The following is a 13,189-nucleotide window of genomic DNA, read 5'->3' on the forward strand; positions in this document are numbered from 1 at the left end:
AGGAACCCTACGCTTAAGATCTAAATCTTTAAACGAGTAATATCGAATATTACTCACCATCAAGATACCAACACCCGCCACAACAACAAGCATTAGCAGAGCTGAGAATGTTGAAGCGCCTATGCCGTGTATGTGGTATATCCATATCAAGCCCGCCACAACCCCCGCAGCGGCGGGACTAGGCAACCCAACAAAAAAACGGCTATCCACTGAGCCTATCTGCGTATTGAAGCGAGCCAACCTTAAGGCCGCACCAACCACCAAGATAAAGGTGCCGATCCACCCTAAATTACCTAAAGTATTTAAATTTAGCGAAAAAGCCACCAACGCTGGAGCAACACCAAATGCAACCATATCAGCAAGGCTATCGTACTGCTCTCCAAACTTGCTTTGAGTATTAGTCATACGTGCTACTCGACCATCTAAACCGTCAAGTATCATTGAGATAAAAATAGCAATTGCAGCCTTATCGAAATCACTATTCATCCCAGCAACAATAGCATAAAAAGCTGAAAACAAAGAAGCAGTTGTGAATAAGTTAGGCAGCAAATAGACACCTTTTCTTCTGATCAACGAGCCCTCCACAACCTCTTCCTCAATAACCTCTGCACCCAAATCATCAGGGCAAGACGCGCCAACCTGAGGATTAGAATCAATTGCTTCTTCCGATGAATCACGATGATCACTCATAGGTAATACGACCTTTCTTATTAGTACTTTAAAGTTATATGATAACACCAGAAAACTTAATTTGATAAGCTATCAAATTAAACCTAGTTAAGACTCTCCATAAGCGCTAGATTCATACAAAAAAACGCCCAGCAGCTATACTATAACTGAAGGACGTTTTTTTGATTTTCATAAGTAAAATTCAATACCTATGACAAACTAACCAAGCATTTACAGACTTAATACCTTTTCGCCTCTAGCAATACCCGATACACCTGAACGAACCACCTCTAAAATACAGCTAGCACCAATCGTTTGGATAAATGCATCGAGCTTATCACTATTGCCTGCAAGCTGCACAGTATAGATCGAGCTAGTAACATCAACAATTTGTCCGCGAAAAATATCAACTGTACGCTTAATTTCAGCCCGCTGAGAGCCTGAAGCCTTAAGCTTAATTAGCATGAGCTCTCGCTCTATGTGTGCACCCTCAGTTAAATCAACAAGCTTCACCACCTCAATTAACTTATTCAATTGCTTGGTGATTTGCTCTATCACTTTATCTGATCCTCGCGTTGTCACTGTCATACGCGACAACGTTGGATCTTCTGTGGCAGCAACAGTCAAAGTTTCGATATTATAGTTGCGCTGAGAAAACAACCCGACAACTCGCGAGAGTGCTCCCGGCTCATTTTCAAGCAATACTGAGATAATACGACGCATTATTAAGTCCTCTCCGTTTTGCTTAACCACATATCCTTCATAGAACCCCGAGCGATTTGCATAGGATATACATGCTCGTGCGGATCAACTAAGACATTAATGAATACCAGCTTATCTTTCATTGCAAAGGCTTTCTCTAGTGTCGGCTCAAGATCCTCAAGTTTTTCAACTGTAAGCCCCTCATGTCCATACGCCTCTACCAGCTTAGTAAAGTCTGGCAACGACTCCATGTAAGACTGAGCATGACGAGACTCATAGTTCATATCTTGCCACTGCTTAACCATACCCAAAGACTGATTATTTAAGATTAACACCTTAACTGGAAGATCATACTGCTTACAGGTCGAAAGCTCTTGAATATTCATCTGAATACTCCCCTCACCCGTTACACAAACGACATCTTCATCAGGAAAGTTTAACTTTATCCCCATAGCAGCAGGGAAGCCAAACCCCATCGTCCCAAGGCCACCAGAATTAATCCAGCGGTTTGGCTTATCAAACTTATAGTACTGCGCGGCAAACATTTGATGCTGCCCAACATCGGACGTCACAAAAGCATTACCCTTTGTCACCTTATAGAGCGCTTCAATAGCCTGCTGAGGCTTTATGCTGTCTTTTGAGGGCTCAAAACGACCACCATGAAACGCCTTCCAGCCATCAATAGTCTTCCACCAAGAAGCCAAAGCATCTTCATCAGGGCTTTGCTTGCTTTCTTTTATAAGTGCCAGCATTTCTTTAAGGACCGAGTCGACAGGCCCTACGATTGGAACATCCACTTCAACCGTTTTTGATATTGAAGCTGGATCAATATCGATATGTACGATTCGAGCACCCGGACAAAACTTATCAATAGCATTGGTTACACGATCATCAAAACGCGCCCCAATTGAAACGATTAGATCAGCATGGTGCATAGCCATATTGGCCTCATAACTTCCATGCATACCCAACATACCCAAATGCTGCCTATCTGTTGCAGGATAACTACCCAACCCCATTAACGTGTTCGTTACAGGATAATTAAGCAATTGTGCGATTTCTTTAAGCTTATCTGAAGCTTTACCCAAAATAACACCGCCCCCAGCATACAAAACAGGACGTTTTGCCGCCAAAAGCATATCAACAGCTTTTTTAATCTGACCCGAATGACCTCTTACAACAGGGTTATATGAACGTAATTTAACCTTTTTGGGATAAACATATTCATATCGCTCATTAGGCGTCGTCATATCTTTTGGGATATCAACAACAACCGGCCCAGGACGACCTGTCTGTGCTATATAGTAAGCTTTTTTAAGGATTTCTGGGATTTCAGAAGGATGCCGGACAGTCAAATTATGCTTAACGACAGGCCTTGAAACACCCATCATATCAGTTTCTTGAAACGCATCTTCACCTACTAGCGTAGAAGGGACCTGCCCACACAATACAACCATCGGTATAGAATCAGTAAAGGCGGTAGCGATACCCGTAATAGTATTCGTGGCACCCGGCCCCGACGTCACCAATACAGTACCGGCTTTACCAGTCGCGCGCGCATAACCATCAGCCATATGCGTCGCAGCTTGCTCGTGCCTTACTAAAATATGTTTTACTTTATCTTGACGGAATAGCGCGTCATAGATATGCAGTACGGACCCACCTGGGTATCCGTAAATGTACTCAATGCCCTCGTCTTGTAAAAAACGGGCTATCATGTCAGCGCCAGACAATAGCTCCACGGTAAACCACCCTCTCATTTGTGTTTTTAGAAGCAACCACCAATCCAGGGAGCCTGAGGATCAATCTCTTATGAAGACTGATATCAGATAGACATCACACGCACAACAAATCTTGAGAGGTTATCTCCTGATCATCTAAACCACCTGTTAGTGACTTAGAGCTGCATCATTTATACAAATGACTGCCGTTAAATGGATTTCAACAACAATGCTATACGTGCTTCAACAATATTACTGCTCGGGGTTACCTGCTGTAGATACCCCCCTGACTTGGGCAACCAACAATTCTCTACACCAACCAAACGATAGTCAATAGTAATTGGCTTATTCGGCCAGAATATGTCGCATTTTCTTAATTTTATCGGTCATTTTTATTAATTTATGTCTATAGTTAAGTAAATACGGGTTTTGTATTTTAAAAGATGCGCCGTTATATTAGATTTACCATCATACCTTCAAGACTTAATTTGAAAGCAACTGACGTGAGTGACATGAAACCAAGACACGCATTACTTATCGCTTCTGCGATCCTTACTTTTTCGCTAGCCACCAACCATTCACATGCAACCAATGTGTATAAATGGACCGACGACAACGGCGTGATTCATTATGGTGATAAGCGACCAGAAGGCGCAAAAACAGAGACACTCAGAGTTGAATCTAGATCTTCTGCACCCCGCACATCACCAATCGACCAACTGGACACTATTAAAGAGCAACAGGAGAAGGAGGATTTAGCGAAACAAGAACAGCAAGCAGGTGATAAAGTTAAAGAGCAACAGAAATTACGCTGCAGCCAAGCTAAAAACAACCTCCAGACTATCGAAAATAACTCTCGAATTCGCATAGAGGAAAATGGTGAACTGCGATATATGACACCGGAAGAAATCAATGCTAAAAAAGAAGAAATGAACAAAATCATAGAAGACGCTTGCAGCTGAGCGTTAATAACGCTTTAGCACAAAAAAACGCGGCAAGTGCCGCGTTTTTTTGCTTACTATGAGATAGCTATTTTTAATGCTTAGCGTTAAAAACTAAGGCGTCATTTTCAACGACACCCTGAATCACATCTCCCCGCTTAAAACGACCAGAAAGTAAGTCTTGTGAAAGTGGGTTCTCTATCCATTTCTGAATAGCCCTTTTCAGAGGTCTAGCACCATAAACAGGGTCATAACCAGCCTCAGAAAGCTTACCCATCGCTTCGTCAGTCATCTCCAAACTCATTTCTTGCTCAGCCAATCGCGCATTCAGTAATTGCAATTGTATTGCAGCAATCCCTTGAATTTGCGCTGACCCTAATGGGTGAAAAACGACAACCTCATCAATCCGGTTGATAAATTCAGGGCGGAAATGACCACCCACAACTTCCATCACCGCATTCCGCATCTGATCATACTGCTCTTCTTCTCCACCCATCGCTTGAATAACATCAGAGCCAAGGTTGGATGTCATCACAATAACCGTATTTCTAAAATCAACCGTCCGGCCTTGACCGTCAGTCAATCGACCATCCTCTAGCACTTGCAACAGAATATTGAACACATCAGGGTGAGCTTTCTCGACTTCATCCAATAATAAAACCGAGTAAGGGCGACGCCTAACAGCCTCTGTTAAATAGCCGCCTTCTTCATACCCGACATAACCCGGAGGCGCACCAATAAGGCGAGCAACAGAGTGTTTTTCCATAAACTCTGACATATCGATACGGACCATTGCGTCATCTGTATCAAATAAAAATGATGCCAATGCCTTACATAACTCTGTTTTACCTACGCCTGTTGGGCCAAGGAACAAGAACGAGCCATTAGGCCTATTAGGGTCTGCCAAGCCAGCTCTAGATCGCCTCACAGCATCAGAAACCGCTTTTACCGCTTCTGTCTGACCAATAACCCGACCATGTAAATCATCTTCCATACGCAACAATTTGTCACGCTCGCCCTCTAGCATTTTTGAAACCGGTATCCCGGTCCATTTGGACACTATCTCGGCAATCTCTTCATCTGTAACACGATTTCGGAGAAGGGTCATTTCCATCATTTCAGCTTGGCTCGCCATATCTAGCTGTCGCTCTAGCTCTGGTATTTTGCCGTACTGTAATTCAGACATTACCGCCAAGTCGCCACTTCTCCTAGCCGCCTCCAACTCAACTCGCGCCTGCTCGAGATCACTTTTTATCTTTTGCGATCCATGCAGTGCTGCTTTTTCTGTTTTCCAGATTTCTTCAAGGTCTGCAAATTCTTTTTCGGCGGTTTTGATCACCGCATCAATATCGGCCAATCGTTGCCTAGAAGCTTGATCAGTTTCTTTTTTAAGCGCTTCTCGTTCAATTTTTAACTGAATAAGTCTTCGCTCAAGCCGGTCTAACGCTTCAGGCTTTGAGTCCATTTCCATACGAATCTGACTTGCCGCCTCATCCACCAAATCAATGGCTTTATCTGGTAATTGGCGATCAGTAATATAGCGGTGAGATAACTTCGCCGCCGCTATAATTGCACCATCATTAATCTCAACCCCATGATGAACTTCATATCGCTCTTTTAAACCTCTTAAAATCGCGATGGTATCCTCTACATTTGGCTCTTCAACCAATACTTTCTGGAAGCGTCGCTCAAGTGCCGCGTCCTTTTCAATATATTCACGATATTCATTTAGTGTGGTTGCCCCTACACAGTGAAGCTCTCCTCTAGCAAGTGCAGGCTTTAACATATTGCCTGCATCCATAGAGCCTTCTGCTTTGCCTGCCCCCACCATGGTATGAATTTCATCAATAAACAAAATCACTTGACCTTCTTGCTTGGCCAAATCATTTAGTACACCTTTCAACCGCTCTTCAAACTCCCCCCTAAACTTAGCACCCGCAATCAAGGCCCCCATATCTAAAGACAATACACGCTTGCCTTTTAGCCCCTCAGGCACTTCACCGTTTACAATGCGCTGCGCGAGACCTTCAAGAATAGCCGTCTTACCAACACCCGGCTCACCAATTAAAACAGGGTTGTTCTTACGGCGACGTTGCAATACTTGAATCGTGCGTCGTATTTCATCATCGCGACCAATAACTGGGTCTAGCTTGCCTTCTTCTGCACTCGCGGTAAGGTCAATTGTGAAACGCTCAAGCGCTTGTCTATTCTCTTCTGCCCCTTGATCATTCACTGTTTCACCACCTCGAATGCGCTCTATGGCGCCTTCTAATTGTTTGCGATCAACACCTGCATCATTTAAAAGCTTGCCCACTACACCCTTGTCTTCTAGGGCCGCTAACAATACCAACTCACTCGATATAAATTGATCTTGACGCTCTTGCGATAATTTATCTGATTTATTTAAAAGCCGCCCTAGATCATTAGACATATGGATATCGCCATCACCGCCTTTAACCTGAGGCAATAACGCGATCTGCTGAGCAACATTTTTTCTAAAGGTAGGCACATCGACCCCTGCCTGTTTAAGCAATGCGCTAACACTGCTTCCTTGTTGGTCAATTAATGCCTGAATTAAATGTACAGGCTCGATAAAATTGTGGTCTTTACCAATGGCGATTGACTGAGCATCGGATAACGCTGTTTGCAATCGGCTGGTTAGTTTATCCATTCTCATTTTTTACTCCGATAAGCGGCAAGTCATCCCCATCGCCAAGCCAACAACATCTTCGCAATATACATACTTGGTGTAGGGATTAATTTCTATTAACTACTATGTAGGGGCTTATAGAGGAAGTTTCAAGTCAGCCAGATCAAAGAGGCCATTCGCCCAGTGACGCCACTACGGCGATATGAGTAAAACTGGTGGTGGTTATTCCATGTACAGTACTCGCCACCATGGATATCGGTCACACCTAATGCTTTCAAACGAATACGGGCGAGAGCATATAAATCAGCCAACCATTTCCCCTCAGTCGTGTTAACTGGCGTAAACGCTCGTCTAACCAACGCTAAAAGATGATCGTTTACGGAAGAAGTAAACGCATCAACAACGTCTTGCCCAACTTCAAATGCAGAAGGACCGATGGCGGGGCCAAGCCAAGCAGTCACCTCTAATGACTGCGGAAATGTCGCCAACGTGTTGTCGATAACACCTGCCGCCAAACCTCTCCAGCCTGCATGAACCGCGGCCACCTGCCGACCTTGTTTGTCACACAGCAATATTGGCAGGCAATCAGCAGTCATAATGGCGCAAACTGTATTTCGGTTTTGGGTGTAGGACGCATCAGCGTCTCTTACCACACCATCAGTAAGCGCCTCGCAAGCAAAATTACCGTGAACTTGATTTAACCATTGGAGATTACGACTGGGGAGTTGGCATCGAGCAGCCAGTTTGTTTCTATTTTGAAGAACGTGATCAGGCGAATCATTAACATGATCCCCCAGATTAAACGAGTCATAAGGCGGCAGACTCACGCCGCCTAAGCGAGTTGTAGCCAATGCGCGAACATTTTCAGGCAAAGGCCACTTAGGCACAAGAAAAGACTCATTAAGAGCCATCCGTTACTCCTCGGCGTGATGCTGTTTCAGCATCTCTAGTAGATATAACATGTCATCAGGCAGGTCAACTTCCCAAGACATTTCTTTACCGGTCGCAGGGTGGATAAGAGTTAGTTTCTTAGCGTGTAACGCCTGTCGCTTAAAGTGGCGCACGGCATCAGCCACCTCTTCTGAAGCGCCCGCCGGTAAACGCAAACGACCACCGTAAACAGGATCACCCACTAGCGGGTAATGCAAGTGTGTCATATGAACACGTATCTGGTGAGTTCGCCCCGTTTCGAGTTTAAGACGAATATGTGTGTGCGCATCAAACCGTTCAATAAGCCGATAGTGTGTTACAGCAGGCTTACCAAAGGGATGAACGGCCATCTTAATTCTGTTTTGAGGGTGCCGAGCCATTGCTTGCTCTATGCAGCCCCCGCCAGTCATGACGCCCGTCACGACTGCTTCATACTCTCGCCCCATAGTTCGAGTTTGCAACTGATCTACAATCGATGTATGCGCCACTAAAGATTTAGCCACTACCATTAATCCCGTAGTGTCCTTATCTAGACGGTGGACAATACCCGCTCGGGGTAATTTAGCGATATCGGGGTAGTGATGAAGTAACGCATTCACCAAAGTACCAGATGCATGACCCGCCGCCGGATGAACAACTAACCCTGCGGGTTTATTTAAAACAATAATATCGTCATCTTCATAAATAATATCGATCGCAATATCTTCTGCTTCCCAACGTTCTTGAGATTCAACTTCCGCATGGACACCTACAACATCGTCAGTTGACACTTTATCTCTTGGCCTAATGACTTGGCCATTAACGGTCACTGCGCCCGTTTTAATCCAGCCTTGGATGCGAGAGCGTGAATGCTCAGGCATGAGTTCAGCTAACGCCCTATCAAGCCGTTGCTCGCCAAGTGACACAGGGATAATAAAATCTGCTTCTATAACTTCTGACATTAATTGTCCTAATTTTTAGTGCCGCCGCAGTAAATTTCGTTCGACCGCAACAAGTGCTTGTGCGGCGATATATTGCTGAGATGACAAATTCTAAAGCCATATAATCGATATGACCAATATAACTGTCGCATTTTAACGGCGGAACGCGGCTTTTCATACCCCGCTACCCGTCGGTTTTTAGATATGAGGTCACTCAACACCTATTCCAAATGCCTTAGTTATGGAATAATAGCGCGACTAAAGACTTTTATCCTTTACTGGGGCGTAATAAAACGCATATTCCCAGAAATAATAAGTTAACTGCACTTTCTCTACGGACACAAAATATAAATGCGATTTCTCCACCGTTTCACATTAACCGCCACGCTTTTATTGTTAGGTGCCTGCGCGTCAACGCCAGACCCTGAACTAACTGAAAAAGAATATTATGACGAAGCGAAAGCGGCTATCGACGCCAAAAACTTCTCGCTAGCAACAAAAAATTTAGAAGCACTCGAAACACGCTATCCTTTTGGGCGTTATGCAGAGCAGGCACAACTTGACCTTATTTACGCCCGCTACAACAACATCAACCTCGAAGGCGCTAGAGCCGCTGCAGACCGTTTTATTCGTCTCCACCCTCAAAGCCCGCATGCAGATTATGCCTATTACATTAGAGGCATCGCCTCTTATAATTTAGACATTGGTTTAGCGTCTCAGTATTTCCCTGCAGTTGATGTCACATCACGCGATCCTGGTGAGATGAGAAGAGCTTTTGATGATTTTTCACAACTCTTAACCCGTTACCCCAATAGCAATTATGCAGCCGATGCGGAGCAACGCATGGTCGAAATTAGAAATCGCTTATCAGAATACGAATTACATGCTGCGCGCTATTACCTAAAACGAGAGGCCTATATCGCCGCCGCTAACCGAGCAAGCCATATCGTAAAAAACTTCCCAAACACATCTGCAGTTGAGCCCGCTCTCACTATTATGGTGGAGACATATCGATTATTAGGTATGAGTAGCCAAGCCGATGATGCGTTGGATGTTTTAGCAGCAAACTTCCCTGATAGTGAATCTTTTGATAAGTCTATGAGGTTTAAACCTAGTGAAATTCAGAAACAGCAACGCTCTTTACTCGGCGTAGTAACCTTTGGTTTATTTGAATAGAAAACCGATTGGCTGAGAGCGCTTTAACGCTCTCAGCCAAGGCAGATTACTCCCCCGCTTTCCAGCCCGATGTAATCGGGTAACGCCGGTCTTTACCAAACCCCCTTTCAGTAATACGCACACCAATAGGTGCCTGCCTTCGTTTATACTCATTCACATCAACTAAGCGTATAACCCGCTCTACAATACTGCGTTCGTACCCTTCAGCAACAATCGCATGCGCGCTGTAATCACACTCGACATATAAATATAGAATATGGTCTAACTCATCGTAGGGGGGCAAGCTATCCTGATCTTTTTGATCGGGGGCCAGCTCAGCAGATGGTGGTCGCTCAATAACACGCTCAGGAATAACAGGTGAAATAGTATTTCGATAGCGCGATAACTTATACACTAAAGTTTTGGGTACATCTTTAAGCACATCAAAACCACCTGCCATATCACCGTATAACGTTGAATACCCCACAGCAATTTCACTTTTATTACCTGTTGTCAGCACCAGTGAACCAAACTTGTTTGATAGACTCATTAACAGAACCCCTCTGCAACGCGCCTGTAAATTCTCTTCTGTTGTATCGGGCGCCAAACCACTAAATGGCTCGCTTAGGGTTTTCATAAATGCATTATACATAGGCTCAATAGAATACACGTCGTACTTGACACCCAACGCAACGGCCTCAGCTTCAGCGTCTTCAATGCTCATGCTAGAAGTGTATTTAAAGGGCATCATGACGGCATGAGCTCTCTCTTTACCTATAGCATCGACAGCAATTGCCAGTGTTAGTGCCGAATCAATGCCGCCCGAGAGCCCTAACACAATCGACTTAAATCCATTTTTATTCACGTAATCTCTAACGCCTAACACGAGCGCATTATAAACTCTCGCTTCTGACGAAAGCTCTGGATGAAGCGTCTGAGGAATAGGCCTGCACGCTGCTTCGCAATTAAAATCTACCGGATACAAACCCGCTTGATACTCTGGCGCATTGACAACACACTGACCATCAAGATCAACGACCATTGAGCCACCATCAAACACAAGCTCGTCTTGCCCTCCCATTAAATTGACATAGACAATCGGTATTCTGTGCTCAGACGCCTGTCGGAAAAGTAACGCTTTGCGCTGTCCAAGTTTGTTTTCGTGAAAAGGCGAGGCATTTAAATTAAGGATTAGATCAACATTCTCTGCCGCAAGCTGTTTTATAGGGGCTTCATGCCAAATATCTTCACAAACAGTTAAGCCAATTTTTAACCCCCTAAATTGAACAACACTCGGCTCATGCCCTGTTTCAAAGTAACGCTTTTCATCAAAAACTTGATAATTCGGTAAGAACTGCTTTCGATAAAGCTGAACAACCTCCCCGTCAGCAATAAACGCCGCCATATTAAATAGCTGCCCATCATCCCTCCAAGGATAACCAATAACAACCGCAATTCCTTTAGCTGCCTGCTTAACATCTTCGACTGCCCGCTCTATCCGGAGCTGCAAACTAGGTCTTAACAAAAGGTCTTCTGGCGGATAACCCGTTAAGGTTAGCTCAGGGAAAACAATAATATCGGCCTGATGTATCTGGCTAGCCTGCTCGATAGCCTCAACCGCCTTTGAGGTATTGCCGGGAATATCCCCCACAAGAAAATCAAGCTGAGCCATTACTACACGTAACTGATCGGACATAGATAACCACACACTGCTGTCACAAATTTGATAATAATCTCACAGACTCTCTGTGAGACAAGTAATGAGGTATTATACTGAATCTAACACATTGGAACGACTAGATTAATCATTTCAGTACGAAATCACCTGGAGTCAGGATTGGAGCATTCAGCACAAAGCCTTCGGCTTTTCCGTTTTTACAATCACTACCGAATTGTTGTGGGCTTGATTTTAGTCGGCGCAGTGTTTTTTAACATATCGTTCATCGACCCTGCACAGCAAAGATCGGCGCTCTATCAAATCACGGCTATTTGTTACTTATCGATCAATGTTTTTACAGCGTTTATTCTGCTTGCGGGCTTTCAGGCAAACTCAAAACATATCATCACAGCCATTATCTTCGACATTATTATATTGCATATTCTTATGTACGCGAGCAACGGGGTCCAGACAGGACTGGGCAACCTCGTAGTCATCAGCGTTGCGGCGGGTAACATTCTTATTCGAGGGAGGATTGGGACCCTATTCGCGGCACTGGCAGCCTTAGCCTCGCTGGGCATAGAGCTAAACCAAGTATTTAATTACGATGACAAGGTTGACGGTGTGGTGCGGGCAGGACTGCTCGGCATTATCTATTTTGCCGCTGCCTTTTTACTCCAAAATATTTCCACACGAATTAGCCAAAGTGAAGAACTGGCTCAGGTACGAGCAAAAAACATTGTCGAACTTGAAAAGCTCAACCATCAAATCATACAGCGAATGCAAACAGGCATCGTCGTGACAGACGAATTTGGGAATGTCAGGCTTCTCAACCAAGCCGCACTCTCTCTACTCAATGTGGATGACGAACGAAAACTACCTGCCCCCTTAAAACAACGGCAGGATTTGTGGCGAGCGAACCCTAATATCCGGACGGAACCCTTCCAAACATCCGCCTCAGGCACAATGTTACAAGCCAACTTCACTCAACTTAAAAAAGATACAGGGTCTGGCATACTGATATTTATCGAAGATACCAGTAAAATATCTCAGCAAGCACAACAAATGAAATTGGCCTCTCTAGGGCGCCTTACCGCCGGTATTGCGCACGAAATTCGAAACCCATTAGGGGCCATCAGCCATGCGGCGCAATTGTTAGCGGAATCTGAGTCATTGTCTTCTGCCGACTCACGCATGACCGACATCATCCAGCGTCACTCAGGCAGAGTAAACGGCATTGTTGAAAGTATTCTTCAGCTTTCAAGGCGTAAGCAACCAGAAGCCATTGAGAACAATATCAATGAATGGCTGATCAAGTTCTTTCAGGACTATACGCTTTCGCACAGCCCCACCCCTGAAATAACACTAAAATTAAAAGAGGAGTCGCCGATCGCTCGCTTTGACCCCTCTCAAATAGAGCAAGTGGTCACCAACCTTGTTGATAATGGCCTGCGCTATAGTGAAAAGGTAACTGGAAAACCAACGCTCACCGTTTGTAGTGGCATCAATGAGCGAAATGGCCTAGCATTTATTGATATTATTGACCAAGGCCACGGCGTAAGTGAAGAGGACATCGAACATCTTTTTGAGCCTTTCTTTACAACAGAAAGCAGCGGGACAGGTCTAGGCCTTTATCTCTCAAGAGAATTGTGTGAGAGCAATCAAGCACAACTCAATTATTATTCTAATAATCAATCGACACGCTATAAAACAAATCAAGACACCCAGAATAAAGATGAGCGTAAAACAAGCGAAAGCGAAGAACATCAAGGCGAACAGAACAGTCCAGACAGCCGATTTCGCATCACCTTCGCACACCATAAACGAATTATTTAGTGACCAAA

The 13,189-nt window shown here is 44.5% G+C and carries 10 protein-coding genes (1 of these 10 only partly in view); 3 read left to right on the forward strand and 7 right to left on the reverse strand.

Features of this window, described 5'->3' with window-relative positions:
* The 3 genes from pssA to NKI27_RS16245 form a co-directional block, all read right to left on the reverse strand.
* Nucleotides 1-690, reverse strand: partial view of a CDP-diacylglycerol--serine O-phosphatidyltransferase gene (gene pssA, locus NKI27_RS16235; RefSeq protein ID WP_265047077.1) — the 5' portion only. 147 nt of this gene lie to the left of the window's left edge; 690 of the gene's 837 nt are visible here — the first part of the coding sequence; the start codon lies at nt 688-690; its stop codon lies beyond the left edge, outside the window.
* A 210-nt stretch (nt 691-900) separates the two neighbouring features.
* Nucleotides 901-1,392 carry an acetolactate synthase small subunit gene (ilvN, locus tag NKI27_RS16240; RefSeq protein WP_265047078.1) on the reverse strand — a complete coding sequence of 164 codons (492 nt, stop codon included), beginning with the start codon at nt 1,390-1,392 and terminating at the stop codon, nt 901-903.
* A 2-nt stretch (nt 1,393-1,394) separates the two neighbouring features.
* A complete protein-coding gene (locus tag NKI27_RS16245; protein ID WP_265049544.1) occupies nt 1,395-3,113 on the reverse strand; it encodes an acetolactate synthase 3 large subunit in 1,719 nt (572 codons plus the stop codon).
* A gap of 491 nt (nt 3,114-3,604) precedes the next feature.
* On the opposite strand from NKI27_RS16245, the gene NKI27_RS16250 reads away from it, so the two are divergent.
* Entirely contained in the window at nt 3,605-4,054 is a 450-nt protein-coding gene (locus NKI27_RS16250; RefSeq protein ID WP_265047079.1) for a DUF4124 domain-containing protein, read from the forward strand.
* A gap of 73 nt (nt 4,055-4,127) precedes the next feature.
* Here NKI27_RS16250 and clpB read toward each other — a convergent pair whose 3' ends face one another.
* The 3 genes from clpB to rluD all read right to left on the reverse strand — a co-directional run bounded on the left by clpB (nt 4,128) and on the right by rluD (nt 8,554).
* Nucleotides 4,128-6,710 carry an ATP-dependent chaperone ClpB gene (clpB, locus tag NKI27_RS16255; RefSeq protein WP_265047080.1) on the reverse strand — a complete coding sequence of 861 codons (2,583 nt, stop codon included), beginning with the start codon at nt 6,708-6,710 and terminating at the stop codon, nt 4,128-4,130.
* 122 nt (nt 6,711-6,832) lie between these two features.
* Nucleotides 6,833-7,594: a peptidoglycan editing factor PgeF gene (gene pgeF / locus NKI27_RS16260; RefSeq protein WP_265047081.1), complete on the reverse strand. Its 762-nt coding sequence runs from the start codon at nt 7,592-7,594 to the stop codon at nt 6,833-6,835.
* Between the two features lie 3 nt (nt 7,595-7,597).
* Nucleotides 7,598-8,554 (reverse strand): 23S rRNA pseudouridine(1911/1915/1917) synthase RluD, encoded by a 957-nt coding sequence (rluD, locus tag NKI27_RS16265; protein ID WP_265047082.1) that lies wholly within the window; start codon nt 8,552-8,554, stop codon nt 7,598-7,600.
* A gap of 330 nt (nt 8,555-8,884) precedes the next feature.
* Here rluD and NKI27_RS16270 point away from each other — a divergent pair, with 330 nt between their 5' ends.
* On the forward strand, nt 8,885-9,709 hold the full coding sequence (locus NKI27_RS16270; RefSeq protein ID WP_265047083.1) for an outer membrane protein assembly factor BamD: 825 nt from the start codon (nt 8,885-8,887) through the stop codon (nt 9,707-9,709).
* Nucleotides 9,710-9,755: 46 nt separating this feature from the next.
* On the opposite strand, the gene NKI27_RS16275 is transcribed toward NKI27_RS16270, so the two are convergent.
* The gene (locus NKI27_RS16275; protein ID WP_265047084.1) at nt 9,756-11,384 is read right to left on the reverse strand and encodes an NAD+ synthase; all 1,629 of its coding nucleotides are present in this window, start codon (nt 11,382-11,384) and stop codon (nt 9,756-9,758) included.
* Between the two features lie 141 nt (nt 11,385-11,525).
* Between NKI27_RS16275 and NKI27_RS16280 the strand changes: the two genes are divergently transcribed.
* On the forward strand, nt 11,526-13,181 hold the full coding sequence (locus NKI27_RS16280; protein ID WP_265047085.1) for a sensor histidine kinase: 1,656 nt from the start codon (nt 11,526-11,528) through the stop codon (nt 13,179-13,181).
* Nucleotides 13,182-13,189 lie beyond the last annotated feature (8 nt).

The sequence above is a fragment of the Alkalimarinus alittae genome, assembly GCF_026016465.1.
GTDB classification, from domain to species: Bacteria; Pseudomonadota; Gammaproteobacteria; order Pseudomonadales; family Oleiphilaceae; genus Alkalimarinus; species Alkalimarinus alittae.